Source organism: Enterobacter cloacae complex sp. 2024EL-00214 (assembly GCF_043945575.1).
In the GTDB taxonomy this organism is placed as follows: Bacteria; Pseudomonadota; Gammaproteobacteria; order Enterobacterales; family Enterobacteriaceae; genus Enterobacter; species Enterobacter cloacae_P.
The window spans coordinates 38947-64239 of sequence record NZ_JBIMRC010000015.1 but is presented as its reverse complement, the minus strand read 5'-3'; the positions used below and the strand labels follow the sequence as shown (position 1 = coordinate 64239).

Genomic DNA, 25293 nt, shown 5'->3' with positions numbered 1-25293 from the left:
GATTAGCGCTCCAGCGTGTTCTTATCAGCAGTGGGTTGCACCGCGGCCAGTTTTTGCTCCAAATCGGCTACACGTTTTGCAAGCGCATCGACGTCAGGGCTTCCCCCTGACGGCGAAATGTGGTTTTGCATTCCCCAGCCACGTTCTGGCTGGTAGAGGGTTGCCCAGATCCACAGGAATGGCCAGATAGCATGCAGTGTAAACAGACTAATCCAGCCCGCTGTATGAATAGCATCGGCATGGGGATGGTTCCGCTTTTTGGCCATATTATAAGGGATGTCATGGATGGCAATGATTCCATAAAACAGAACCAGGAACACAAAAATCAATACGCCCAGCGCAAAATAGTTGAGAAACATATTCTCCTCACTTAAACAACGTCAACTCATTAAATTGATAAAATAGTACACAAACCAATTAGTTTATTTTAAACACAGATAGCGCGCTTACTATTTCAAAGCCGGTGAGTATCGTTTTATACAATATCTCCACGCAAGTTTATAAGCGTGTCAAAATATATCATGAATAATAATAGACTTAACCTTACAATATCAGCGTAATCCAGGTTTTTGCTTTTCGCCATACCACATTTAAAAAGTGGTTTTTTAGCTTTAAATGTTACCTGCAAACATCCTGGTGCCTGGCGGAAAAGCAGAGCTTGCCGTCGATCACATCTGTAGAAATCGGCATAAAAATTTTTTGCGACTTAAATCACAATTCACAAACAAACACACGGCCACTCAATGTGATATCAATCACAAATAATGGGATGTTTTGCTCTTTTTATGCCCGTTGTATTTTTTTTATGCGTCACTTTTGTGATCAGCATCACTTCATTAATATCCTCTTACCCTACATTTGCGTGATTTAGATCACACAAATTTTCACCGTCTGGACAGTTGAACGATTCAGTGCCAGATTTCACAACATCAGAACAGAGCCCGGCTACCTCTACCGCCGCACATTAACGATAAACCTCGGGCCGCAAGCCTTAGCGTAAACAGAAGAAGGGGTGTTTTATGTCATCCGATTTCAAGATCAAAGTTCAAAGCTTTGGTCGCTTCCTCAGCAACATGGTGATGCCAAATATCGGCGCGTTTATCGCGTGGGGTATCATCACTGCATTGTTCATTCCGACAGGGTGGTTGCCTAACGAAACGCTGGCGAAACTTGTTGGCCCAATGATTACCTATCTGCTGCCTCTGCTCATCGGTTTCACCGGTGGTCGTCTGGTCGGCGGTGACCGTGGTGGTGTGGTCGGTGCTATTACCACGATGGGTGTTATCGTCGGTGCGGATATGCCGATGTTCCTCGGGGCAATGATTGCCGGGCCGTTGGGCGGCTGGGCGATCAAACATTTCGACGCCTGGGTTGATGGTAAGATCCGCTCTGGCTTCGAAATGCTGGTGAACAACTTCTCTGCCGGTATCATCGGTATGATCCTGGCGCTGCTGGCATTCCTCGGCATTGGCCCGGCAGTTGAAGTGCTGTCCAAGGTTCTGTCAGCGGGCGTTAACTTCATGGTTGTGCATGACATGCTGCCGCTGGCGTCCATCTTTGTTGAACCGGCGAAAATCCTGTTCCTCAACAACGCCATCAACCACGGTATCTTCTCACCGTTGGGTATTCAGCAGTCCCATGAGCTTGGCAAGTCTATCTTCTTCCTGATTGAAGCAAACCCAGGCCCGGGTATGGGTGTTCTGCTGGCGTACATCTTCTTCGGTCGCGGTAGCGCAAAACAGTCTGCTGGCGGTGCGGCTATCATCCACTTCCTGGGTGGTATCCACGAGATTTACTTCCCGTACGTGCTGATGAACCCACGTCTGATCCTGGCCGTTATCCTCGGCGGTATGACTGGCGTGTTCACTCTGAGCGTGCTGGGTGGTGGTCTGGTTTCTCCGGCATCTCCGGGGTCTATTCTGGCAGTTCTGGCGATGACGCCAAAAGGCGCTTACTTCGCTAACATCGCAGCTATCTGTGCGGCAATGGCGGTCTCCTTCGTCGTTTCTTCTATCCTGCTGAAAACCAGCAAAGTAAAAGAAGAGGACGACATCGAAGCGGCTACCCGTCGTATGCACGACATGAAAGCAGAATCCAAAGGCGCAACCCCGCTGGCGGCTGGTGATGTCTCTAACGACCTGAGCCACGTACGTAAAATCATCGTTGCCTGCGACGCCGGTATGGGTTCCAGCGCAATGGGTGCAGGCGTGCTGCGTAAGAAAGTACAGGATGCGGGTCTGACCCACATCTCCGTCACCAACAGCGCCATCAACAGCCTGCCACCGGATGTTGATCTGGTTATTACGCACCGCGATCTGACCGAACGCGCCATGCGTCAGGTACCACAGGCCCAGCACATTTCGCTGACCAACTTCCTGGACAGCGGTCTGTACACCAGCCTGACCGAACGTCTGGTTGCAGCGCAGCGTCATGAAGACAATGAAGTCAAAGTGCGTAGCAGCCTGCAGGACAGTTTCGATGCAAACGATAGCCACCTGTTCAAACTGGGCGCGGAGAACATCTTCCTGGGCCGTACTGCTTCCAACAAAGAAGAAGCGATTCGCTTTGCCGGTGAGCAGCTGGTGAAAGGCGGTTACGTTCAGCCTGAATATGTTGATGCAATGCTGGAACGTGAAAAACTGACCCCAACCTACCTGGGAGAATCCATTGCGGTTCCACACGGTACGGTTGAAGCGAAAGACCGCGTGCTGAAAACCGGCGTCGTGTTCTGTCAGTATCCACAGGGTGTGCGCTTCGGTGAAGAAGAAGACGACATCGCCCGCCTGGTGATTGGTATCGCTGCACGTAACAACGAGCACATTCAGGTGATTACCAGCCTGACCAACGCCCTGGATGACGAGTCTGTCATTGAGCGCCTGGCCAGCACCACCAGCGTAGAAGAAGTACTGGCTCTCTTAAACAAGTAAGTCCGAACTATTCCCTCTCCCTTTGGGAGAGGGTTAGGGTGAGGGATAAGCCTCACCCCAGCCCTCTCGGGTAAAAACATTGATGAAGGTTAACACTATGAAAGCATTACATTTTGGCGCAGGTAATATCGGTCGTGGTTTTATCGGCAAACTGCTGGCAGACGCGGGCATTACGCTGACATTCGCCGATGTGAATCAGGTAGTACTCGACGCCCTGAATGCCCGTCATAGCTACCAGGTACACGTGGTGGGAGAAAACGAGCAGGTTGAGACGGTATCTGGCGTAAATGCAGTAAGCAGCATTGGTGACGACGTGATTGACCTGATCGCAAGCGTTGACCTGGTCACGACGGCCGTTGGCCCGGTCGTGCTTGAACGCATCGCTCCTGCGGTAGCAAAAGGTCTGGCAAAACGTAAAGCACAGGGTATCGAAACCCCACTGAACATCATCGCCTGCGAAAACATGGTACGCGGTACCACGCAGCTGAAAGGCCACGTTCTGGCAGCCGTCGCCGACGAAGACAAAGCCTGGGTTGAAGCGCACGTTGGCTTTGTGGATTCCGCCGTTGACCGTATCGTACCGCCGTCTGAATCCGCCACCCGCGACCCGCTGGAAGTGACGGTAGAAACCTTCAGCGAGTGGATCGTCGATAAAACGCAGTTTAAAGGTACGCTGCCGACCATCCCGGGAATGGAATTAACTGATAACCTGATGGCATTTGTCGAACGTAAACTCTTCACGCTGAACACCGGGCATGCTATAACCGCGTACCTCGGAAAATTGGCCGGTCATCAGACCATTCGTGATGCGATCCTCGATGAGAACATCCGCGCGGTGGTGAAAGGGGCAATGGAAGAGAGCGGCGCGGTGCTGATCAAACGTTACGGTTTTGATGCTGACAAACACGCAGCATACATCCAGAAAATCCTCGGTCGTTTTGAAAACCCGTATCTGAAAGATGACGTTGAGCGCGTTGGCCGTCAGCCATTGCGTAAACTGAGCGCAGGTGACCGCCTGATTAAGCCCCTGCTGGGTACGCTGGAATACAGCCTGCCGCATGCCAGCCTGGTGAAAGGGATTGCTGCCGCGATGCATTACCGCAGCGAGCAGGATCCACAGGCACAGGAGCTGGCTCAGTTGATCGGCGATGAAGGCCCACAGGCTGCACTGGCGCAGATTTCTGGTCTGGATGCCAACAGCAACGTGGTTGTGGAGGCGGTTAACGCATACAACGCAACCAAATGATGCAGAATGCGGCGCAGGTTAACCTGCGCCCAAATTACAGATTGTCAGATATGCAGGCAATAATGGAACAAACCCAGGCCTTTGAAAATCGTGTGCTTGAGCGTCTGAATGCTGGCAAAACCGTACGAAGTTTCCTGATTGCCGCCGTCGAATTACTGACAGAGGCGGTGAACATTCTGGTACTTCAGGTGTTTCGCAAAGACGACTACGCGGTAAAATATGCTGTAGAACCGTTACTGGACGGAGACGGACCGCTGGGCGATTTATCGGTTCGCCTGAAGCTGATTTATGGTCTTGGCGTGCTGAGCAGGCCAGAGTATGAAGACGCTGAGCTGTTAATGGCGCTGCGCGAAGAGTTAAATCATGACGGGAATGAGTACGCCTTCACCGATGATGAAATTCTGGGACCTCTCGGCGAGCTACACTGCGTCTCCGCACTGCCTCCTGTACCGCATTTTGATAACAGCGATCCTGAACTGTACGCGATGCAAAAGCTTCGTTATCAACAGGTTGTCAGATCCACTATGGTGCTTTCCCTGACAGAGCTGATTTCCCGAATCAGCTTAAAAAAAGCGTTTCAGAAGTAAGCCTGCGCACATTGGTGTATCCTTCCTGTAAATTCCCCCGTTTTTAGAGTCATTTGTCATGAAAGAAGTCGAAAAGAACGAAATTAAACGCCTGAGCGACCGCCTGGATCTGATCCGCCACCAGATGGCTGGTCTGTCACTTATCGATTCCGCTGAAAAGTACGCTGAGCTCGAAAAAGAGACAGCCACGCTCGAAACAGAAATCGAACGTCTGCGCGAAGTTAAAGGCCAGAAGCTGAGCAAAGAAGCCCAGAAGCTGATGAACATGCCGCACCGCCGCGCGATCACCAAAAAAGAGCAGGCTGACATGGGCAAGCTGAAGAAAAGCGTCCGTGGCCTGGTGGCGGTGCACCCGATGACCGAACTTGGCCGTGAAATGGGCCTGAAAGAGATGACGGGTTTTTGTAAGACGCCGTTCTGATCATTTTCCCCTCACCCTAACCCTCTCCCCAAAGGGGCGAGGGGACTGTACGGCGCAGTTTGCCGGGGTGAGGGTATCAGGTCCCATCCCACTTCAAATTGGCCCAACCAATCCCATAACCAATCCTCCCCCGGTTCACATTTCCATCATTTTTGCTCACAAAATCATTGCCTATCTATAACATTCAGTTAACCATTCATTGTCATTCACCCTACACAACAACATTGGCAGGACCACTTTTACACAGACTGTGACACGGAGATGAGCGGAGACTCACCCGAAGTGCAGACTGTATGGTCCCCAGGAGACCTGCATGAGCCTCTGGCAACAAAACTACGATCCAGCCGGGAATATCTGGCTGTCGAGTCTGATCGCATCGCTTCCGATCCTGTTCTTCTTCTTTGCGCTGATTAAGCTCAAGCTGAAGGGCTATCTTGCCGCCACGTACACCGTCACCATCGCCCTTCTGGTGGCGCTGTTTTTCTATAAAATGCCGGTCGACCGCGCCCTGGCTTCCGTCGTGTATGGCTTCTTCTACGGCCTGTGGCCGATTGCGTGGATCATCATTGCTGCGGTGTTTGTCTATAAAATCTCGGTGAAAACCGGGCAGTTCGACATAATCCGCTCGTCGATCCTCTCCATCACACCTGACCAGCGCTTACAGATGCTGATTGTCGGCTTCTCCTTCGGCGCATTTCTTGAGGGTGCGGCAGGGTTTGGTGCGCCTGTAGCTATCACCGCCGCATTACTGGTAGGCCTGGGCTTTAACCCACTGTATGCCGCAGGTCTTTGCCTGATTGTGAACACCGCACCGGTGGCGTTTGGTGCAATGGGGATTCCGATTCTGGTGGCCGGACAGGTTACCGGGCTGAACAGCTTCGAAATTGGCCAGATGGTTGGCCGCCAGTTGCCGTTCCTGACCATCATCGTGCTGTTCTGGATCATGGCGATTATGGACGGCTGGCGCGGTGTGAAAGAGACCTGGCCTGCAGTGATGGTGGCGGGTGGTTCGTTCGCTATTGCCCAGTTCCTCAGCTCAAACTTCCTCGGCCCGGAACTGCCGGACATTATCTCCTCGCTGGTCTCACTGGTCTGTCTGACGTTGTTCCTGAAGCGCTGGCAGCCGGTGCGTATTTTCCGTTTTGCCGATATGGGTGCTGCGCAGGTCGATAACACACTGGCACGCACAGGCTACACCCCGGGGCAGATTGTCCGCGCATGGTCACCGTTCCTGTTCCTGACCGCAACCGTTACGCTGTGGAGCATTCCACCGTTTAAAGCCCTGTTCGCCCCTGGCGGTGCGCTGTACGACATGGTGATTAACATCTCCGTGCCGTTCCTCGACAAGATGGTTGCCCGCATGCCACCCGTGGTACACGCGGCCACGCCGTATGCTGCGGTGTATAAATTTGACTGGTTCTCCGCAACCGGTACGGCCATCCTGTTTGCCGCTATTCTTTCAGTGGTATGGCTGCGCATGAAACCTGCCGCCGCCATTCAGACCTTTGCGGCAACCATTAAAGAACTGATGCTGCCGATTTACTCCATCGGCATGGTGCTGGCGTTCGCATTTATTTCGAACTACTCCGGCCTCTCCTCCACGCTGGCACTGGCGCTGGCTCATACCAGCCATGCCTTTACCTTCTTCTCGCCATTCCTCGGCTGGCTGGGGGTATTCCTGACCGGTTCAGACACCTCATCTAACGCCCTGTTTGCCGCACTACAAGCGACAGCCGCGCAGCAGATCGGCGTCTCAGACGTACTGCTGGTTGCGGCCAATACCACTGGCGGCGTCACCGGCAAGATGATTTCTCCGCAGTCCATCGCCATTGCCTGTGCCGCGGTGGGACTGGTGGGTAAAGAGTCGGATCTGTTCCGCTTTACCGTTAAACACAGCCTGATATTTACCTGCATGGTCGGGGTAATCACCACGCTGCAGGCCTATGTCTTAACCTGGATGATCCCATGATAGTGATGCCCAGACGCCTGTCCGACGAGATTGCCTCTCGCGTGCGGGCGCTGATTGAAGAACAACAGCTGGAGGCGGGCATGAAGTTGCCCGCCGAGCGCCAGCTTGCCGCTCAGCTTGGTGTGTCGCGCAATTCACTGCGCGAAGCGCTGGCCACGCTGGTTAGTGAAGGCGTGTTGCTGAGCCGTCGCGGCGGTGGCACATTTGTCCGCTGGCAGCATGATGACTGGTCCGAGCAAAACATCGTCCAGCCGCTGAAAACGCTGATGGAAAACGACCCGGACTACAGCTTTGACATCCTCGAAGCACGCCACGCCATCGAAACCAGCACCGCCTGGCATGCGGCCATGCGGGCAACTGAGGCCGACAAAGAGAAGCTCAAAGCCTGCTTCGAAGCGACCCAAAGCAGCGACCCGGACATCGCCTCCCAGGCGGACGTGCGCTTTCATCTGGCGATTGCCGAGGCGTCGCACAACGTCGTTCTGCTGCAAACCATGCGCGGTTTCTTCGACCTGCTGCAATCTTCCGTGAAGCAGAGCCGTCAGCGTATGTATCTGGTTCCGCCCGTTTTTGCCCGGCTGACCGAGCAGCATGAGGCGGTACTCAACGCCATTCTGGCCGGTGATGCCGACGCCGCGCGCAAAGCGATGATGGCGCATCTGGGCTTCGTCCACACCACCATTAAACGCTTCGATGAAGATCAGGCCCGACAGGCGCGTATTACCCGTCTGCCTGGCGACAACGATATTTCCAGGGAGAACAAAGCATGATTATTTCCGCAGCCAGTGACTATCGCGCCGCGGCGCAGCGCATTTTGCCGCCATTCCTGTTCCACTATATCGACGGCGGTGCGTATGCCGAACATACCCTGCGCCGCAATGTGGAAGATCTGTCAGACGTGGCCCTGCGCCAGCGCGTGCTGAAGAATATGTCCGATCTGAGCCTGGAGACAACGCTGTTTAATGAAACGCTCTCCATGCCGGTGGCCCTCGCCCCCGTCGGTTTGTGCGGCATGTACGCCCGTCGTGGTGAAGTGCAGGCGGCCGCAGCGGCAGATGCCAAAGGGATCCCCTTTACCCTCTCCACCGTTTCCGTCTGCCCGATTGAAGAAGTCGCCCCCACCATTAAGCGCCCGATGTGGTTCCAGCTGTATGTCCTGCGCGATCGCGGCTTTATGCGTAACGCACTGGAGCGCGCCAAAGCAGCAGGGTGCTCAACGCTGGTCTTTACCGTCGATATGCCAACACCAGGCGCACGCTATCGTGATGCCCACTCCGGTATGAGCGGCCCGAATGCCGCCCTGCGCCGCTACTGGCAGGCTGTGACTCACCCGCAGTGGGCGTGGGATGTTGGCCTGAACGGGCGTCCGCACGACCTGGGTAATATTTCAGCCTATCTGGGTAAACCGACCGGGCTGGAAGATTACATCGGCTGGCTGGCGAATAACTTCGATCCGTCAATCTCCTGGAAAGACCTGGAGTGGATCCGCGAATTCTGGGACGGCCCGATGGTGATCAAGGGGATCCTCGATCCGGACGATGCCCGCGACGCCGTGCGCTTTGGTGCGGACGGTATTGTGGTGTCAAACCATGGCGGACGTCAGCTTGATGGGGTGCTCTCTTCTGCGCGCGCGCTGCCGGCCATTGCTGACGCAGTGAAAGGCGATATCGCCATTCTGGCCGACAGCGGTATCCGCAGCGGGCTGGACGTGGTGCGCATGATAGCGCTCGGTGCAGACAGCGTATTGCTGGGGCGCGCGTACCTCTATGCGCTGGCCACCCACGGCCAGGCGGGCGTGGCAAACCTGCTGAACCTGATCGAGAAAGAGATGAAGGTGGCGATGACGCTGACCGGCACGAAAACGATCGGTGAAATCAGCCAGGATTCACTGGTACAGGAGCTGAGTAAATTACCTGCATCGCTGGCAGCGCTTGCTCAGGGGGACGCAGCGTAATGAAAGTGCTATGCTGCCCGCGCAATTAAGGGGGCAGCATGCTTAACATCGTTTTATTCGAACCAGAAATTCCACCGAACACCGGCAATATCATTCGCCTGTGCGCCAACACCGGGTTTCGCCTGCATATCATCGAGCCGATGGGGTTTGCGTGGGACGACAAACGTCTGCGCCGCGCGGGGCTGGATTATCATGAATTTACTGCCGTGGTTCGTCATCACGATTACGCCGCATTTCTGGAAGCAGAGAAACCGCAGCGCATGTTCGCCCTGACCACTAAAGGCACGCCAGCACACAGCGCCGTAAGCTATCAGGACGGTGATTATCTGATGTTTGGCCCGGAAACCCGTGGTCTGCCAGCAACCATTCTGGACGCCTTGCCCGCGGAACAAAAAATCCGGATCCCGATGATGCCGGACAGCCGCAGTATGAACCTGTCAAATGCGGTGTCGGTCGTCGTGTATGAAGCATGGCGTCAGTTGGGTTACCCTGGCGCGGTACTACGCAGCTAATTTCTCGGGTGGCGCTGCGTTAATCGATACGATTGCAGCGCCTCAGGCGTGTTCTCAAATACCGTCGCCGTATTCAAAGGTATGGCGAATACCATTGAAGTGCTGATCCATATCCATCGACGGTTTATCACTGTCTGGCTTGCCGACAATACGCGCCGGTACACCCGCGACAGTCGTGTGCGGTGGAACGGGCTGCAGTACCACGGAACCCGCGCCGATCTTCGCGCCGCGTCCGACTTCGATATTGCCGAGGATTTTCGCCCCTGCACCAATCATCACCCCTTCACGAATTTTCGGATGACGATCGCCGCTGGTTTTACCGGTACCGCCCAACGTGACCGACTGCAGAATTGAGACGTCATCTTCAATCACCGCCGTTTCACCGACCACAATACCGGTGGCGTGGTCGAGCATGATCCCACGGCCAATTTTCGCTGCTGGGTGAATATCCACCTGGAAGGTGACGGAAACCTGGTTTTGCAGGAAGATAGCCAGCGCGCGGCGGCCTTCGTTCCACAGCCAGTGGCCGATGCGATAAGCCTGTAAGGCGTGGAAACCTTTCAGATACAGCAGCGGCGTGGAGTATTTATCCACTGCCGGGTCACGCGTGCGCACGGCCTGGATATCGCAGGCAGCGGAGGCGATCATTTCAGGGTCTGCGGCGTAGGCCTCTTCCACCACTTCACGAATAGCGATAGCAGGCATGATGGAGGAAGCCAGTTTGTTGGCGAGCATATAGCTCAGGGCGCTGCCGAGGTTTTCGTGCTTGAGTAGCGTCGCGTGATAGAAGCTGGCCAGCATAGGCTCGCAGTCGGCCAAAGCCCGGGCTTCGGCTTTAATATTGTTCCAGACGATATCCAGTTCTTCACACGGCATTGCATACTCCAGACGATATGTTAATGACCAGCCAGTTCTGCGCTGGCTGGGTCATATAGCTAACAAGGATCCCTGCGACTAGTTGCTGCTGCGCTCGTCCTTGCGCGCACGACCTAATAAGGTCAATGCTGCCTCGCGCGCATTTTTTCCGCAATACAATACCTGATAAATTTCCTCGGTTATTGGCATTTCGACACCAAAACGGTGTGCCAATTCGCGGACTTCTTTGGTATTGCGGTAGCCTTCAACCACCTGACCAATCTTCTCCTGCGCGCCTTTCACATCCATGCCCTGTCCGAGCATCATGCCAAAACGGCGGTTACGCGACTGGTTGTCGGTACAGGTCAGTACCAAATCGCCCAGACCAGCCATCCCCATAAAGGTGGCCGGGTCAGCGCCCAGCGCCGCACCAAGACGGGACATCTCGGTCAACCCACGGGTGATCAGCGCCGTACGTGCATTCGCGCCAAAACCAATACCGTCTGACATCCCGGCACCAATAGCAATCACGTTCTTCACCGCACCGCCCAGCTGCACACCGATAAAATCGGGGTTGCTGTAGACACGGAAGCTCTTGCCGCAGTGCAGCAGATGCTGAAGATCGTCAGAGAAAGTCGGGTCGGTTGATGCCAGCGAGATTGCCGTCGGCAGGCCGGCAGCCAGCTCTTTAGCAAACGTCGGTCCGGAAATAACGGCCAGCGGAATGGCATCGCCCAGCGCTTCACGAGCAACGTCCTGCAACAGGCGTCCCGTTTCAGCTTCCAGCCCTTTCGTCGCCCACACAATGCGCGCATCCGGGCGCATCAGCGGCTTAATCTGACGCAGGACTTCGCCAAACACATGGCTCGGCACCACAATCAGAATATTGCGACTGGCCGCCAGCGCGGTCGCAAGGTCGCTTTCCAGGTGCAAAGAGTCAGGGAACGGAACGTCCGGGAGAAACGCCACGTTGCAGCGGTCGTGTTGCAACGTCGCGACATGTTTAGGGTCGTGGCCCCACAGGACCACGTCGTGACCATTTCTTGCCAGCGTGATGGCAAGAGCGGTGCCGTATGAACCGGCACCGATCACAGTCATTGACGCATTAACAGTGCTCATCAGGCATCCTGATGTTGTTCAGCACCTTCGCCAGCCTGCTGCTGCAGATAGTTCATGAACAGCGCATCAAAGTTTACAGGTGCCAGGTTCAGTTGCGGGAAAGTACCGCGAGAAACCAGGCTGGTGATGCATTCACGCGCATACGGGAACAGGATGTTCGGGCAGTATGCACCCAGGCAATGCGCCATCTGGTTACCTTCGATGCCGCCGATGGAGAAGATGCCACCCTGTTGTACTTCGCACAGGAATGCAGTTTCTTCGCCCAGAGAAGCAGTAACGGTCACACGCAGTACGACTTCGTACACATCATCCGCCAGCTGAGTGGATGCGGTATCAAGATCAAGTTTAACCTCTGGCTGCCAATCTTTCTGGAAAACGTGTGGCGCATTTGGCGCTTCGAAAGAGACATCCTTGGTGTAGATGCGCTGGATCTGGAAAGTCATTTCGGTGTTGTTTTGTTCTGACATGGAAAAACCCTTTTTAATTGTCCTAAAGTCTCTTAGCGCAGCAGGGGATCGAGTCCACCACGCGCGTCGAGCGCATACAAGTCATCACAGCCGCCAATGTGCTGCGCATCAATAAAAATCTGCGGAACCGTCGTGCGACCACTACGTTGAATCATCTCTTCGCGTTTTGTTGCGTCACCATCGATCGGCAATTCCTGGAACGTTACGCCTTTGCTGTTCAGCAGCGCTTTCGCACGGTGGCAGAACGGGCAGGTCGCTTTGGTGTAGATCTCAATATTGGCCATCACTGAACTCCTTATTTACCGCGAACCAGAGGAAGGTTTTCCCCGCTCCAGCCGGAAATGCCTTCTTTCAGTACAGAGACGTTTTCGAAGCCTGCTTTATGGAGCGCGCTGGCAGATTCCTGCGCCTGCATGCCGGTACCGTCCACAACGATAATTGGCTGGGCTTTATGCTTATCCAGCTCACCGATGTTGTTCGCTTTGATTTCAGCAGGCAGCAGGTTGATAGCACCTGCAATGTGACCTTTACGGAAATCGTCACGCTGACGCAGATCGACAATCACCGCCTCTTCTTTGTTGATCAGACGCGTCGCTTCACCACGGGTGATCACCTTAATTTTAGACGTCAGCCCCTTAAAGGTGGTGAACAGGACAGCGGCCAGCAGGCCAATCCACGCGATGCTCAGAACCGGGTGGCGGCTAACAAATTGCATAATTTCTTGCATGGGGGGTAACAACTCCCGACTAAGTGATTAAAAAAACCAGGACAGGAGTATACCTGTGCGTTGTGGCAAATACAGCCAGCGACAATAAGCTAATCCATTTTCTGCGGCATGCCACGAAAAAAAAGCCTCAAAATAACCGGGGAACTGCCTTGCCCCTACGCATTCTTTGATCTTCTGCGGCTATTTTATCGATTCAGCTGTAGTAAAATTACGCAAATTTTTTGTCTCTTGAGCATGAGGTTGTCGCAATGTCGGTTTCTAAAAAACCTATGGTACTGGTGATTCTGGATGGCTATGGCTACCGCGAAGATCAGCAGGATAACGCCATTTTCAACGCCAAAACCCCGGTCATGGATGCACTGTGGGCAAAACGTCCCCATACCCTGATTGATGCGTCGGGCCTGGAAGTGGGTCTGCCGGATCGCCAGATGGGTAACTCCGAAGTCGGTCACGTTAACCTGGGCGCAGGTCGTATCGTCTATCAGGATCTGACCCGTCTGGACGTTGAAATCAAAGAACGAGCGTTCTTCGCCAACCCGGTGCTGTCTGGTGCAGTGGATAAAGCCGTTACTGCGGGTAAAGCTGTACACATCATGGGCTTGCTCTCCGCTGGCGGCGTTCACAGCCACGAAGATCACATCATGGCAATGGTTGAGCTGGCAGCAGAACGCGGTGCTGAAAAAATCTATTTGCATGCGTTCCTGGATGGCCGCGATACGCCACCACGTAGCGCAGAAGGTTCACTGAAAGCCTTCGAAGATAAGTTTGCTGCACTGGGTAAAGGCCGTGTGGCGTCCATCATTGGCCGCTACTACGCGATGGATCGCGACAACCGCTGGGATCGCGTTGAACAGGCCTATGACCTGATGACGCTGGCAAAAGGTGAATTCCAGTTTGCGACTGCCGTTGCAGGTCTGGAAGCGGCTTACGCACGTGATGAAAACGACGAATTCGTGAAAGCGACCGTTATTCGTGCTGAAGGTCAGGCCGATGCCGCAATGGAAGATGGCGATGCGCTGATCTTCATGAACTTCCGTGCTGACCGCGCGCGTGAAATCACCCGCGCATTCGTAAATAGCGATTTCGACGGTTTCACCCGTAAAAAAGTGGTGAAACTCGACTTCATCCAGCTGACTGAATACGCAGCAGACATTAAAGCTCCGTGCGCTTACCCACCCGCGTCGCTGGCAAACACCTTCGGCGAATGGATGGCGAAGAACGATAAAACGCAGCTGCGTATTTCCGAAACCGAGAAATACGCGCACGTCACCTTCTTCTTTAACGGCGGTGTAGAAGAGCCGTTCAAAGGCGAAGATCGCATTCTGATTAACTCTCCAAAAGTGGCGACCTACGATCTGCAGCCAGAAATGAGCTCTGCCGAGCTGACCGAAAAACTGGTGGCGGCAATCGAAAGCGGCAAGTATGACACCATCATCTGTAACTATCCGAATGGCGATATGGTTGGTCATACCGGCGTGATGGAAGCCGCAGTTAAAGCCGTTGAAGCGCTGGATCACTGTGTTGAGCAGGTAGCAAAAGCGGTTGAATCCGTTGGCGGCCAGCTGCTGATCACCGCTGACCACGGTAACGCCGAACAGATGCGCGACCCGGCAACCGGTCAGGCACACACTGCCCATACCAACCTGCCTGTTCCGCTGATTTATGTGGGTGATAAAGCCCTGAAAGCGGTGGAAGGCGGCAAGCTTTCCGACATCGCGCCAACTATGTTGACGCTGATGGGTATGGAAATCCCTGAAGAGATGACTGGCAAGCCGCTGTTCATCGTGAAATAATCGATCCCCATGAGGGGAAAGGCGATTTTTTCAATCACATGGGCCGTGAAGCCGCTTAGGTTATCAGTCAGGCCTTTGCTTTACGCCAGCGCACTCAGCGCTGGCGTATTGCTGTGCGCCGCATCCGCCCACGCGGACGATCGCGACCAGCTAAAATCCATTCAGGCCGATATCGCCGCCAAAGAGCGGGCGGTACGCCAGCAGCAGCAGCAGCGCTCCTCACTCCTTGCGCAGCTTAAGCAGCAGGAAGAGGCCATCTCCGCCGCCGCGCGTAAGCTCCGTGAAACGCAGAACACGCTCGCCCAGTTGAATAAACAGATCGACGATATGAACGCGTCGATTGCCAAACTGGAACGCCAGCGTGATGCGCAGGAACGCAATCTTGCCGCGCAACTTGATGCCGCTTTCCGCCAGGGTGAACACACCGGTCTGCAGTTAATCCTGAGCGGCGAAGAGAGCCAGCGCGGCCAGCGTTTGCAGGCTTACTTTGGTTATCTGAACCAGGCGCGTCAGGAGACGATCGCGCAGCTGAAACAGACCCGCGAAGAAGTCACCACCCAAAAAGCCGAGCTGGAAGAGAAGCAGAGCCAGCAGCAGACGCTGCTCTACGATCAACAGGCGCAGCAGGCGAAGCTTGAGCAGGCACGTAACGAGCGTAAGAAAACGCTTTCCGGCCTGGAGTCCTCCATTCAGGAAGGCCAGAGCCAGTTAAGCGAAATGCGCGCCAACGAATCCAGGCTGCGCAACAGCATTGCGCGTGCGGAAGCGGCGGCCAAAGCGCGCGCCGAAAAAGAAGCCCGTGATGCACAGGCTGTTCGCGACAAACAGCAGGAAGCCTCCCGCAAAGGGACCACCTACAAACCAAGTGAAAGCGAACGTTCCCTGATGTCGCGTACCGGCGGCCTGGGCTCACCTAATGGTCAGGCTTTCTGGCCCGTTCGCGGTTCTATTCTGCATCGTTATGGCGAACAGCTGCAGGGTGAACTACGTTGGAAAGGGATAGTTATCGGTGCGTCTGAAGGTAGCGAAGTGAAAGCCATCGCCGATGGCCGCGTGATCCTGGCCGACTGGCTGCAGGGCTACGGGCTGGTGGTGGTGGTTGAGCACGGTAAAGGTGATATGAGTCTTTACGGTTACAACCAGAGCGCACTGGTCAGCGTGGGCACTCAGGTACGCGCCGGCCAACCCATCGCCCTTGTAGGCAGCAGTGGCGGTCAGGGCCGCCCGTCACTCTATTTCGAAATTCGTCGTCAGGGTCAGGCGGTCAATCCACAACCGTGGTTGGGAAGATAAGCTTTGCTTCAATTTCGTCGAATTATGCTCTCCGTCGCCAGCGCACTGGCGCTGGCTGCACCGGTATACGCGGGTAAACTCGCCATTGTGATTGATGACTTCGGTTATCGTCCGCAAACAGAAAACCAGGTGCTGGCGATGCCGTCAGCCATCTCTGTCGCCGTTCTCCCTAATGCACCACATGCGCGTGAGATGGCGACCAAAGCCCACAACAGCGGCCATCAGGTGCTTATCCATCTGCCAATGGCTCCGCTCAGCAAACAACCGCTGGAAAAAGACACCCTGCGCCCGGAGATGAGCAGCGATGAAATCGATCGCATCATCCGCGACGCTTACAATAAAGTTCCGTATGCCGTGGGCCTGAACAACCACATGGGCAGCGCGATGACATCCAGCCTGTTTGGCATGTTGAAAGTGATGCAGGCTCTGGAGCGCTATAACCTCTATTTCCTGGACAGTATGACCATCGGCAACAGCCAGGCCATGCGTGCCGCGCAGGGGACAGGCGTGAAGGTGATTAAGCGCAAGGTGTTCCTGGATGATACCCAGAACGAAGCGGACATCCGCATGCAGTTCAATCGTGCCGTGCAACTGGCCCGGCGCAATGGCTCGGCAATTGCCATCGGCCACCCGCATCCGTCTACCGTTCGCGTTCTGCAACAAATGTTGCCAACCCTGCCGTCCGATATCACCCTGGTGCGTCCGGGCGATCTGCTGAATGAACCGCAGGTTGATACGTCGACGCCGAATCTGGGGCAACCCGTCCCCACAGCACCACGTAACCCGTTCCGTGGTGTGAAGAGCTGCTTGCCGAAAAAACCGCCTGAACCAGTCTACGCGACCCGTTTCTTCTCCGTTATTGGCGAAAGCATCAGTGAAAGCACGCTGGTGAAATACGTCCAGCATCAATGGCAGGGATGGGGTAAAAAACCCTGATAGCAACAAGCCACCGTTAAGGTGGCTTTTTTGTCACTCAGGATGGAAGGAACCGTCCAGGATCTGGCTATAAACCGTTGGCTGACCGTTGTCCGAAGTGCGGTATTGTTCTTTGTGCGAAAGCTTATAAATGCCTACAGGATCATTATTCAGCACCACCATTGCCGCCCTGTCGGGTTTAGCCGAGATGTACTGGCGGATCAAAAAGCGGTTATTCCCGGTGACCGGCTGTCGATCCATCACCTGGCGAAGCTGCGGATACCTCTCACGTGCGTACAAGAAGCTGTAATCAATGAGGAAGTATTCAATCAGAGAATTGTGGTGCTGCCAGTAGCGATACAGGATATCCCGAACCAGCTTCACCAGCGAATTCCCCTTCCGGGCAGCAAGAAAATAGGCCGTCCAGTAACCCTGACTCAGCGCATTTTCAGGTGAATCAAAACGCAGTGATGAGAAGGCATTTTCATAGAACGACTCCGGTACCGGCTTCGTCATAAATACGGTGGCATCCATCCAGATCCCCCCGTACTGATACAGTAATGAACAACGAACAATATCGGAATATTGCGCCTTACTGATAAGCCCGGCCTGGTATTTGGTTTTGATATGTTCCGGGAGGGTGAGATAGTCAGGGATGTTCTCATCCGTCAGGATAATGACCTGCGCTTCTGGCGCATTACGCTGCACGGAAGCAATGCAACGCTTCACCAGCCCGGGTGCGCTATCAAGCCCCTGGAACCAACAGATCCAGATAATACGCGATTGCGCCGGTTCCGCTGCGTCTGCAGCATCAGGCTGGACCTTCAGATCGTCAATAACGCTAAAAATCGTCTCTTTTTTCTTCTGCTCAAAATGGCTGGCCGCACGCTGAAAAAGAGAAAAACCCGTTTTTTTGTGCCAGCGACGGGTTTTCTTGATGAGTTTATTCGTTACATTGAGATTCATCATTTCACCTTATCAAACTCAGAACAGTTCTTTTAACGTACGGCGAAACAGTTTCATTTTTAACTTGGCGTCTTTTTTATGCCCGCGTAATAAGCAGTTCATGCGCGTCGATTTAAACCCCCGGAACGACATGAGCTGAAAAAGGTTATTACTGCGCGTAACTTCAGACATATGCTGGCGATATTTAAAATAGAGTTTACGGTACGCATTATACTTTTTAATTTGCGACGTAATTCGGTTACTGCCGTGTTCAGCATCCACCATTGCCGTACTGAAACTGTATTTAATACCAGGGCCATATTTAAGGATCAATTTAATCCAGACATCACGATCCTGTTGCTGTTTGATCTCAGGGGAAAATCCGCCCACACCTAACAGCTTTTCTTTGGTCGTCAGTACCTGATTACCCACCACGTTTTCACACAGAATATCCTGTAACTCTATGATTCTTTTATCATCTGTGTCCGGGTAGGTACGGTGGTTTTTGTCCAGTCTGGCAGGGGTATCCGTCACGAAGGCATAGTTGTCATCGTAGCGCTCGGCGAGCTTTGTCAGGCGTTCTGGCAGGAAATAGTCATCATCATCCAGACCCGTTACAAACACCCCGTGCGAGAGCGCATAACCCCGGTTCCGGCTGAAGTTAGAACCGCTGTTCTTTTCATTACGTTCATAGGTGAAATGGACAAAACGCGCGTCACACTCCGCTCTCATCTGCTCGATGAGCTGCGCAGTTTTTTCGTCAGAACAATCATCAACAATAACCAATTCTACCGCAGAGTACGTCTGAGCAATAACTGAACGAATGGCACGTTCCAGTAAGTCCTCTCTGTTGTAAGTGGTGATGATTACTGAAATCAGTTCGTTCATGGCATGCTCGTCTGGTAAATGACATTTCTCCACCAGGAGAATACCTTTTTCCCGGTGGAGAATCAAAACGGTTACTTAATGACCGTGCGGTGTTTGTTCTGCTCCAGGAAAACAATCGACATTATCAGTGTAAGCATCCAGGCAACAGGTGTTGTTTTTGAATAAAGCATCACACCGCTCAGCCCGAACATAATTATCGAGACCAGGAACGCGAAAAGAATAATGCTTTTTTGTTTCCGCAATGCATACCAGCCGAGCGATATCACAAACAGAATATACAGAATTAATCCTGACGGACCTTTTAAGGACAGTGTTTCTACCACTTCATTATGTAGATGACCTTGAATATAGCCCAGCGCACCACTCAGACTCGGATCACGTTTTATTTCAGCCACTATTTTCGCATTGCGCTCATCAGTTGACTGCCACAGGTAGTTATCTTTAGCGGCAGCAAGCCCTGTTTTCCACATGGCAAAACGCGCCCCTACAGACGTTACGCTGTTGTTCTTATCATAGGCCACAATATCGCTGTTGAGGTCGTTATATCGTTGTTGCAAACTGTTTTTCATCATAAACGCCCCCGCCAGTAATGCGATCAGAAAAACAGCGACACCTTTCCAGGGAATATGCTTTTCCTTATAAAGTTTGACCATCAGCAGACCAAAGAAAATAATGGGATAGGTCAAAATAGCGGCCCGTGTTTCTGTCGCGACTAACACCAGGAAGGTCACGAAAAAATGGCCCAGGATGAAAAGCTCTTTCCATCTGGATGAGCTGTGCTGCAGCACCAGTATGGTGTAGAAGGAGATGAAAGCAATCGTATAGGCGGCCCCTGTTGCATCAGCCCCTCCAGCCAGAGACAGCGTCACCCTTGTGTTTTCAAGGAAGAGATACTGATAACCCGCATAGATAACAACCATTATCTGTACGGCAATGGCCAGCAACATATGAATTGTATTGTTGCCTATTTTTATCTGATGTCTGTTCACAAAGACGAAGATAGAGAACGCACCAAACAGCAATATTTTCCCCACTTCAAGGTATGCCCGATATGAGTTTATCGCCGTGCTGTTATCCACCTTATACATCCGATACCACACCAGATCGCAGATACCGATGACCAGCAGCACAAGACAGAGCCAAAATGCATCATTCTTTTTGAAGTTCCTGATATCCAGCAGGAAAATAACAAGTGCAGTGACACCCGCCACACCCAAAATTTTGGCAGAAAGATTGGGAGAAACGACAACGCAGCCGAAAGCTATCACGCACAGTCCAAAGAGTAATTGCAATAACGCAAACTGGACCTTATCTCGTTTTACACTAATCATCATGATTCCATTTACCAGAAGACATCGCAGGCTAACACACCGCTAAAAACAAGTTTATCGCGTCTGTGTTAACGAATATTGCGCCACTCATAGGACTTACCTGTCGTGTCCAGCACGGACACATTTTTATCATAACCGGCAAGCCAGGACTGTACAGTGTGAACAGGCTCTCCCTGGCGATGGATCCCAAGCCACAGTTCCGCGAGGGTATTAACATCATCAGCCGACCAGACGGTATTGTAGTCTCCGGTATATTTATGAGCAGAATCAACCTGATGCCCATACCAGATAAACACGGGAATATGCAGAGCCTCTCTCGGCGGATTGACATTCCCGTGGGAGTAAACCACTGCACGCTGCGGGTCGCGAATCAGGCCATGATCGGAGAAATACATTACCGATGAACGTGAGCTTTCCAGCATGTTAAACACTTTGCCCATCACCGTATCTGTGTACCGCACGGAGTTGTCATAGCAATCATCAGCCTCGCTCCCTCCGGTTAACACCGCCTGATTAGCCGGGAAACGTCGGCAGGCCGGTTCATGGCTACCATTTAAATGCAATACGATGATTTTTTTGCCCGGTTTCTTCAGTGCATCGCCCAGCAAGGGCAGCAGGCCTTCATCGTATCCCCCTTCCACCCACTCATGCTGTTTGGTATTCATGGCAATACCGGTGATAACGTTATTATGCGCACCGCCTTTGCCCTGACGGCTAAACCAGTAGGTGTCATACCCTGCTTTATTGGCGATATTAATGACGTTATCGCCATAATTACGGGGATCGCGCGCACCTACCGTATCCGCCGTCATGGCTAATGGCACCGCCATGATCGTGACAGGGGCAGGCGTTACGGCATTGCGGAACAGTAAAAGCTGCGACTGGTATTTCACCAGCTCAGGTGTGGTATCGCGTTGATAACCATAGATACCCATATTTGCCGTACGCTCGGACTCACCGATGATCAGCACATAGTTGTCGATACCGGTATCCGACAGGGTGAGTTTGTAATCAGGAATATTGTTGCCGATATTGGCCACCACCGCGTTATCTTCAATCGCCTGCATAAAGACTTTTGCCGTGCTGACAGGCGTCGCCTGAATTACACGCTGCGCCAGACTCTCAACGCTGCTTTTCCTGAGTTGGTGCTGCAGCGCCTGGCCATAAAAAGCAAGCAACGTCGCGGCCAGCGCAATAGCAGGCCAGCGACGAAAACGGGGTGCAACAGGCCACATTCCTGTATTCGCGGTATAAATAAACAGCGCGGACAGCGCGACAAACGTCAGGCAGTCACGCCAGTACAACCCGAGCATCGAACTGGCTTCACCCGGCGTGGTATTGAGCACACTTAACGCAAATCCATAACTAAACGCTGAGTCGAAATTATTCCATGCATATAACTGCAGCGTAATATCCGCTGCGATCGGAATGAGTAAAACAGCCGCCAGTATATTTCTGATTAATTTGTTATTAAGACATTTGAGCGTCAGTAATATCAGCAGAAATACCAGCGTTCGGTTAATCACCGCATTATATTTGGCATTAATAATATTAACACCAATGATTATTAGCAGGGAAATTACCACAGTAAAAAAAGCGGCAAGCCTTGAAGGGGTATCAACCAACTTTTGCGAAAACAGTGTGGACATAATGACCTGATTAGACTGACAAAAATCTTTCCTGACGTAATCATTATGACTGCAAGAATGAACGTGCGGAGAAGACAAAATGGAGAAAAATTCGCCAGAAGTTAACAAGTAACCCCTGGAAAGTCAAACCGCTAAAAAGCGTAAAGGCACCCGTCGGCGCGGGTGCCTGGAGGCAGGTTTAATCCCAGTTAAGGATAACTTTCCCGGACTGACCGGAACGCATCGCGTCAAAGCCTTTCTGGAACTCATCGACGGAGAAACGATGAGTAATAATCGGCGACAGATCCAGGCCGGACTGGATCAGCGCGGCCATCTTGTACCAGGTTTCGAACATCTCACGGCCATAGATACCTTTGATGAACAGCCCCTTAAAGATGACTTTATTCCAGTCGATGGACATATCTGACGGTGGGATACCCAGCATCGCAATACGGCCGCCGTGGTTCATGGTATCGAGCATGGTGCGGAACGCCGGTGGCGCACCGGACATCTCCAGACCAACGTCAAAACCTTCGGTCATGCCCAACTCTTCCATTACATCGCTCAGGCTTTCTCTGGAGACATCGACCGCGCGGGTTACGCCCATTTTGCGCGCCAGGGACAGACGGTATTCATTCACATCAGTAATCACAACATTACGCGCGCCCACGTGCTTCGCGACCGCTGCTGCCATAATACCAATTGGGCCTGCGCCGGAAACCAGCACGTCTTCGCCGACCAGATCGAAGGAGAGAGCCGTGTGTACCGCGTTACCAAACGGGTCAAAGATGGACGCCAGATCGTCAGAAATGTTGTCCGGGATTTTGAACGCGTTGAATGCCGGGATCACCAGATATTCCGCGAAGCAGCCAGGACGGTTGACGCCCACGCCGATGGTGTTACGGCACAGGTGCGTGCGTCCGCCACGGCAGTTACGGCAGTGGCCGCAGGTAATATGGCCTTCACCGGAGACGCGGTCGCCAATTTTAAAACCTTTCACTTCCTGGCCAATACCGACCACTTCGCCGACATATTCGTGACCAACCACCATGGGTACCGGAATGGTTTTCTGTGACCACTGATCCCAGTTGTAGATATGAACGTCAGTGCCGCAAATGGCGGTTTTACGAATTTTGATCAGCAGATCGTTATGACCGACTTCCGGCTCCGGCACGTCGGTCATCCAAATCCCTTCTTCCGCTTTCAGTTTGGATAACGCTTTCATCACACGTCCTCAGGCAATTACGCCCAGCTGTTTGCCGATGCGGGTAAAGGCTTCCACCGCACGTTCAATTTGTTCAGGCGAATGCGCCGCAGACATCTGGGTGCGGATACGCGCCTGACCTTTTGGTACCACCGGGAAGAAGAACCCGGTAACGTAAATCCCTTCTTTCTGCAGCTCGCGGGCAAAGTTCTGCGCTACCACTGCATCGCCCAGCATCACCGGAATGATCGCGTGGTCAGCACCGGCCAGGGTAAAACCTGCGGCGCTCATTTTTTCACGGAACAGACGCGCGTTTGACCACAGACGGTCGCGCAGCTCAGCGCCTGACTCCACCATCTCCAGCACTTTGATGGAGGCGGAAACGATGGCCGGAGCCAGGGAGTTGGAGAACAGGTACGGACGGGAGCGCTGGCGCAGCCACTCAACTACCTCTTTGCGCGCGGCGGTATAGCCACCAGACGCGCCGCCGAGCGCTTTGCCCAACGTACCGGTAATGATGTCCACACGGCCCATCACGTCACAGTATTCGTGGGAACCACGGCCATTTTCGCCAACAAAGCCCACAGCGTGAGAATCATCGACCATCACCAGCGCATCGTATTTATCGGCCAGATCGCATACGCCTTTCAGGTTGGCAATCACGCCGTCCATCGAGAACACGCCGTCGGTGGCAATCAGAACATGACGAGCACCGGATTCACGCGCTTCTTTCAGACGTGCTTCCAGCTCAGCCATATCGTTGTTGGCATAGCGGAAGCGCTTCGCTTTACACAGACGCACGCCGTCGATGATGGAGGCGTGGTTCAGGGCGTCGGAGATAATCGCATCTTCTGCGCCGAGCAGGGTCTCAAACAGACCGCCGTTGGCGTCGAAGCAGGAGGAGTACAGAATGGCATCTTCCATACCTAAGAAATTCGCCAGCTTTTTCTCAAGCTGCTTGTGGCTGTCCTGCGTACCGCAAATAAAGCGCACGGAGGCCATACCAAAACCGTGGGTGTCCATACCGTTTTTTGCAGCGGCAATCAGCTCAGGGTGATTCGCAAGACCTAAGTAGTTGTTCGCACAAAAGTTGATCACATGGCTGCCATCGGCAACAGTGATGTCCGCCTGCTGAGCAGACGTGATAATCCGCTCTTCCTTGAACAACCCTTCCGCACGTGCGGTGTCCAGGTCGTTGTTTAACTGTTTGTAAAAATCACCACGCATTGCAATTCTCCAGACTCGGCAAATTTCGGCACATATTACCCAAACCTATAGTTCATGACGAGATGACACATTATCTCTTCTCGTTTTTGCAGCATAAATCACGTGTAGTCTTTTTACACATACACAAAATCATTCACGTTGCATCAAGGCGGCAAGAGAAGAAATCCCCGGGAGCATAGATAACTATGTGACCGGGGTTTCTGAACGCAGCCAACGCCGAGGCGGCGTGAAGGATGAAGTGTATGTCGGTGAATGGCTGTAGGGTCGCCATACTAATGATATGATAGAAACATTAGCGTCCGGGATTGTCCCCGGACTCCACACTTCAAAGGTTACAGTTATGATTATCGTTACCGGCGGCGCGGGCTTTATCGGCAGCAATATTGTTAAGGCTCTCAATGACAAAGGCATCACCGACATCCTGGTGGTGGACAACCTGAAAGACGGCACCAAATTTGTAAACCTGGTGGATCTGAACATTGCTGACTACATGGATAAAGAAGACTTCCTTATCCAGATTATGGCAGGTGAAGAGTTCGGCGAGATCGAAGCTATCTTCCATGAAGGTGCATGCTCTTCCACCACCGAGTGGGATGGCAAGTACATGATGGACAACAACTATCAGTACTCCAAAGAGATCCTGCACTACTGCCTGGAGCGTGAAATTCCGTTCCTGTACGCCTCTTCTGCGGCAACTTATGGCGGTCGTACCTCTGACTTCATCGAATCCCGCGAATATGAACAACCGCTGAACGTCTACGGTTACTCTAAATTCCTGTTCGACGAGTACGTGCGTCAGGTGCTGCCAGAAGCGAACTCCCAGATTGTCGGCTTCCGTTACTTCAACGTTTACGGGCCGCGTGAAGGTCACAAAGGCAGCATGGCAAGCGTGGCATTCCACCTGAACACCCAGCTGAATAATGGCGAAAGTCCGAAACTGTTCGAAGGCAGCGACAGCTTTAAGCGTGACTTCGTCTACGTCGGTGACGTTGCCGCCGTGAACCTGTGGTTCTGGGAAAACGGCGTCTCCGGCATCTTCAACCTGGGCACAGGCCGCGCGGAATCCTTCCAGGCGGTGGCTGACGCAACGCTGGCATACCACAAGAAAGGCAGCATTGAGTACATTCCATTCCCGGATAAACTGAAAGGCCGCTACCAGGCATTCACGCAGGCCGATCTGACCAACCTGCGTGCTGCGGGCTACGACAAGCCGTTCAAGACCGTTGCCGAAGGCGTAACGGAATATATGGCCTGGCTGAACCGCAACGCGTAAGGCAAGCAACCG

The 25293-nt window shown here is 53.2% G+C and carries 24 protein-coding genes; 12 read left to right on the top strand and 12 right to left on the bottom strand.

Annotated features, from left to right (window positions below):
- Positions 1 to 2 precede the first annotated feature (2 nt).
- Positions 3 to 359 carry a DUF3302 domain-containing protein gene (locus ACHHZ6_RS16730; protein WP_182273082.1) on the bottom strand — a complete coding sequence of 119 codons (357 nt, stop codon included), beginning with the start codon at positions 357 to 359 and terminating at the stop codon, positions 3 to 5.
- Positions 360 to 1019: 660 nt separating this feature from the next.
- Here ACHHZ6_RS16730 and ACHHZ6_RS16725 point away from each other — a divergent pair.
- The 8 genes from ACHHZ6_RS16725 to trmL all read left to right on the top strand — a co-directional run bounded on the left by ACHHZ6_RS16725 (position 1020) and on the right by trmL (position 9616).
- Positions 1020 to 2927 carry a PTS mannitol transporter subunit IICBA gene (locus ACHHZ6_RS16725; protein WP_395122758.1) on the top strand — a complete coding sequence of 636 codons (1908 nt, stop codon included), beginning with the start codon at positions 1020 to 1022 and terminating at the stop codon, positions 2925 to 2927.
- Positions 2928 to 3009: 82 nt separating this feature from the next.
- Complete coding sequence (gene mtlD, locus ACHHZ6_RS16720) at positions 3010 to 4173, top strand: mannitol-1-phosphate 5-dehydrogenase (protein ID WP_395122757.1); 1164 nt, start codon at positions 3010 to 3012, stop codon at positions 4171 to 4173.
- On the top strand, positions 4170 to 4760 hold the full coding sequence (gene mtlR, locus ACHHZ6_RS16715; RefSeq protein ID WP_196390675.1) for a mannitol operon repressor MtlR: 591 nt from the start codon (positions 4170 to 4172) through the stop codon (positions 4758 to 4760). Before mtlD ends, mtlR begins: the two co-directional genes overlap by 4 nt.
- Positions 4761 to 4818: 58 nt before the next feature.
- A complete protein-coding gene (locus ACHHZ6_RS16710) occupies positions 4819 to 5181 on the top strand; it encodes a YibL family ribosome-associated protein (protein WP_395122756.1) in 363 nt (120 codons plus the stop codon).
- A 313-nt stretch (positions 5182 to 5494) separates the two neighbouring features.
- Positions 5495 to 7150 carry an L-lactate permease gene (gene lldP, locus ACHHZ6_RS16705; protein WP_182919214.1) on the top strand — a complete coding sequence of 552 codons (1656 nt, stop codon included), beginning with the start codon at positions 5495 to 5497 and terminating at the stop codon, positions 7148 to 7150.
- The gene (gene lldR / locus ACHHZ6_RS16700) at positions 7147 to 7920 is read left to right on the top strand and encodes a transcriptional regulator LldR (protein WP_182273087.1); all 774 of its coding nucleotides are present in this window, start codon (positions 7147 to 7149) and stop codon (positions 7918 to 7920) included. Before lldP ends, lldR begins: the two co-directional genes overlap by 4 nt.
- Positions 7917 to 9104, top strand: coding sequence for an FMN-dependent L-lactate dehydrogenase LldD (gene lldD / locus ACHHZ6_RS16695; protein WP_182273088.1), 1188 nt, complete (start codon positions 7917 to 7919; stop codon positions 9102 to 9104). The genes lldR and lldD overlap by 4 nt, the downstream gene beginning before the upstream one ends.
- Positions 9105 to 9142: 38 nt before the next feature.
- Complete coding sequence (trmL, locus tag ACHHZ6_RS16690) at positions 9143 to 9616, top strand: tRNA (uridine(34)/cytosine(34)/5-carboxymethylaminomethyluridine(34)-2'-O)-methyltransferase TrmL (protein ID WP_182273089.1); 474 nt, start codon at positions 9143 to 9145, stop codon at positions 9614 to 9616.
- A 54-nt stretch (positions 9617 to 9670) separates the two neighbouring features.
- On the opposite strand, the gene cysE is transcribed toward trmL, so the two are convergent.
- The 5 genes from cysE to ACHHZ6_RS16665 all read right to left on the bottom strand — a co-directional run bounded on the left by cysE (position 9671) and on the right by ACHHZ6_RS16665 (position 12784).
- Positions 9671 to 10492, bottom strand: a complete 822-nt coding sequence (gene cysE, locus ACHHZ6_RS16685) for a serine O-acetyltransferase (RefSeq protein WP_182273090.1) — start codon at positions 10490 to 10492, stop codon at positions 9671 to 9673.
- A 78-nt stretch (positions 10493 to 10570) separates the two neighbouring features.
- Positions 10571 to 11590: an NAD(P)H-dependent glycerol-3-phosphate dehydrogenase gene (gene gpsA, locus ACHHZ6_RS16680; protein WP_182273091.1), complete on the bottom strand. Its 1020-nt coding sequence runs from the start codon at positions 11588 to 11590 to the stop codon at positions 10571 to 10573.
- Positions 11590 to 12057 (bottom strand): protein-export chaperone SecB, encoded by a 468-nt coding sequence (secB, locus tag ACHHZ6_RS16675; RefSeq protein ID WP_003860835.1) that lies wholly within the window; start codon positions 12055 to 12057, stop codon positions 11590 to 11592. Before secB ends, gpsA begins: the two co-directional genes overlap by 1 nt.
- Before the next feature lie 32 nt (positions 12058 to 12089).
- On the bottom strand, positions 12090 to 12341 hold the full coding sequence (gene grxC / locus ACHHZ6_RS16670; protein ID WP_014068373.1) for a glutaredoxin 3: 252 nt from the start codon (positions 12339 to 12341) through the stop codon (positions 12090 to 12092).
- Between the two features lie 11 nt (positions 12342 to 12352).
- Entirely contained in the window at positions 12353 to 12784 is a 432-nt protein-coding gene (locus tag ACHHZ6_RS16665) for a rhodanese-like domain-containing protein (protein ID WP_182273092.1), read from the bottom strand.
- A 248-nt stretch (positions 12785 to 13032) separates the two neighbouring features.
- Here ACHHZ6_RS16665 and gpmM point away from each other — a divergent pair, with 248 nt between their 5' ends.
- The 3 genes from gpmM to ACHHZ6_RS16650 are packed head-to-tail and all read left to right on the top strand — an operon-like array spanning position 13033 to position 16806.
- The gene (gpmM, locus tag ACHHZ6_RS16660; protein WP_182273093.1) at positions 13033 to 14577 is read left to right on the top strand and encodes a 2,3-bisphosphoglycerate-independent phosphoglycerate mutase; all 1545 of its coding nucleotides are present in this window, start codon (positions 13033 to 13035) and stop codon (positions 14575 to 14577) included.
- A gap of 33 nt (positions 14578 to 14610) precedes the next feature.
- A complete protein-coding gene (gene envC, locus ACHHZ6_RS16655) occupies positions 14611 to 15870 on the top strand; it encodes a murein hydrolase activator EnvC (RefSeq protein WP_230857881.1) in 1260 nt (419 codons plus the stop codon).
- A gap of 3 nt (positions 15871 to 15873) precedes the next feature.
- Positions 15874 to 16806, top strand: coding sequence for a divergent polysaccharide deacetylase family protein (locus ACHHZ6_RS16650; protein ID WP_182919213.1), 933 nt, complete (start codon positions 15874 to 15876; stop codon positions 16804 to 16806).
- A 33-nt stretch (positions 16807 to 16839) separates the two neighbouring features.
- Here ACHHZ6_RS16650 and ACHHZ6_RS16645 read toward each other — a convergent pair whose 3' ends face one another.
- From ACHHZ6_RS16645 to kbl, 6 genes are all read right to left on the bottom strand, one after another.
- Positions 16840 to 17754 (bottom strand): capsular polysaccharide synthesis protein, encoded by a 915-nt coding sequence (locus ACHHZ6_RS16645; RefSeq protein WP_232105438.1) that lies wholly within the window; start codon positions 17752 to 17754, stop codon positions 16840 to 16842.
- A 15-nt stretch (positions 17755 to 17769) separates the two neighbouring features.
- Positions 17770 to 18618, bottom strand: coding sequence for a glycosyltransferase (locus tag ACHHZ6_RS16640; RefSeq protein WP_395122755.1), 849 nt, complete (start codon positions 18616 to 18618; stop codon positions 17770 to 17772).
- A gap of 71 nt (positions 18619 to 18689) precedes the next feature.
- Complete coding sequence (locus tag ACHHZ6_RS16635; protein WP_330165449.1) at positions 18690 to 19952, bottom strand: O-antigen ligase family protein; 1263 nt, start codon at positions 19950 to 19952, stop codon at positions 18690 to 18692.
- 65 nt (positions 19953 to 20017) lie between these two features.
- A complete protein-coding gene (locus ACHHZ6_RS16630) occupies positions 20018 to 21598 on the bottom strand; it encodes a phosphoethanolamine transferase (protein WP_395122754.1) in 1581 nt (526 codons plus the stop codon).
- Positions 21599 to 21776: 178 nt separating this feature from the next.
- Complete coding sequence (gene tdh / locus ACHHZ6_RS16625; RefSeq protein WP_395122753.1) at positions 21777 to 22802, bottom strand: L-threonine 3-dehydrogenase; 1026 nt, start codon at positions 22800 to 22802, stop codon at positions 21777 to 21779.
- 9 nt (positions 22803 to 22811) lie between these two features.
- A complete protein-coding gene (gene kbl, locus ACHHZ6_RS16620; protein ID WP_395122752.1) occupies positions 22812 to 24008 on the bottom strand; it encodes a glycine C-acetyltransferase in 1197 nt (398 codons plus the stop codon).
- A 340-nt stretch (positions 24009 to 24348) separates the two neighbouring features.
- Here kbl and rfaD point away from each other — a divergent pair, with 340 nt between their 5' ends.
- Positions 24349 to 25281 (top strand): ADP-glyceromanno-heptose 6-epimerase, encoded by a 933-nt coding sequence (gene rfaD / locus ACHHZ6_RS16615; RefSeq protein WP_182273100.1) that lies wholly within the window; start codon positions 24349 to 24351, stop codon positions 25279 to 25281.
- The last annotated feature ends 12 nt before the right edge of the window (positions 25282 to 25293 follow it).

Excerpts from the sequence above, each read along its gene's own strand:
- ACHHZ6_RS16730 (WP_182273082.1), bottom strand. The coding sequence starts at position 359 with ATGTTTCTCAACTATTTTGCGCTGGGCGTATTGATTTTTGTGTTCCTG.
- ACHHZ6_RS16725 (WP_395122758.1), top strand. The coding sequence starts at position 1,020 with ATGTCATCCGATTTCAAGATCAAAGTTCAAAGCTTTGGTCGCTTCCTC.
- mtlD (WP_395122757.1), top strand. The coding sequence starts at position 3,010 with ATGAAGGTTAACACTATGAAAGCATTACATTTTGGCGCAGGTAATATC.
- mtlR (WP_196390675.1), top strand. The coding sequence starts at position 4,170 with ATGATGCAGAATGCGGCGCAGGTTAACCTGCGCCCAAATTACAGATTG.
- ACHHZ6_RS16710 (WP_395122756.1), top strand. The coding sequence starts at position 4,819 with ATGAAAGAAGTCGAAAAGAACGAAATTAAACGCCTGAGCGACCGCCTG.
- lldP (WP_182919214.1), top strand. The coding sequence starts at position 5,495 with ATGAGCCTCTGGCAACAAAACTACGATCCAGCCGGGAATATCTGGCTG.
- lldR (WP_182273087.1), top strand. The coding sequence starts at position 7,147 with ATGATAGTGATGCCCAGACGCCTGTCCGACGAGATTGCCTCTCGCGTG.
- lldD (WP_182273088.1), top strand. The coding sequence starts at position 7,917 with ATGATTATTTCCGCAGCCAGTGACTATCGCGCCGCGGCGCAGCGCATT.
- trmL (WP_182273089.1), top strand. The coding sequence starts at position 9,143 with ATGCTTAACATCGTTTTATTCGAACCAGAAATTCCACCGAACACCGGC.
- cysE (WP_182273090.1), bottom strand. The coding sequence starts at position 10,492 with ATGCCGTGTGAAGAACTGGATATCGTCTGGAACAATATTAAAGCCGAA.
- gpsA (WP_182273091.1), bottom strand. The coding sequence starts at position 11,590 with ATGAGCACTGTTAATGCGTCAATGACTGTGATCGGTGCCGGTTCATAC.
- secB (WP_003860835.1), bottom strand. The coding sequence starts at position 12,057 with ATGTCAGAACAAAACAACACCGAAATGACTTTCCAGATCCAGCGCATC.
- grxC (WP_014068373.1), bottom strand. The coding sequence starts at position 12,341 with ATGGCCAATATTGAGATCTACACCAAAGCGACCTGCCCGTTCTGCCAC.
- ACHHZ6_RS16665 (WP_182273092.1), bottom strand. The coding sequence starts at position 12,784 with ATGCAAGAAATTATGCAATTTGTTAGCCGCCACCCGGTTCTGAGCATC.
- gpmM (WP_182273093.1), top strand. The coding sequence starts at position 13,033 with ATGTCGGTTTCTAAAAAACCTATGGTACTGGTGATTCTGGATGGCTAT.
- ACHHZ6_RS16645 (WP_232105438.1), bottom strand. The coding sequence starts at position 17,754 with ATGATGAATCTCAATGTAACGAATAAACTCATCAAGAAAACCCGTCGC.
- ACHHZ6_RS16640 (WP_395122755.1), bottom strand. The coding sequence starts at position 18,618 with ATGAACGAACTGATTTCAGTAATCATCACCACTTACAACAGAGAGGAC.
- ACHHZ6_RS16635 (WP_330165449.1), bottom strand. The coding sequence starts at position 19,952 with ATGATGATTAGTGTAAAACGAGATAAGGTCCAGTTTGCGTTATTGCAA.
- ACHHZ6_RS16630 (WP_395122754.1), bottom strand. The coding sequence starts at position 21,598 with ATGTCCACACTGTTTTCGCAAAAGTTGGTTGATACCCCTTCAAGGCTT.
- tdh (WP_395122753.1), bottom strand. The coding sequence starts at position 22,802 with ATGAAAGCGTTATCCAAACTGAAAGCGGAAGAAGGGATTTGGATGACC.
- kbl (WP_395122752.1), bottom strand. The coding sequence starts at position 24,008 with ATGCGTGGTGATTTTTACAAACAGTTAAACAACGACCTGGACACCGCA.
- rfaD (WP_182273100.1), top strand. The coding sequence starts at position 24,349 with ATGATTATCGTTACCGGCGGCGCGGGCTTTATCGGCAGCAATATTGTT.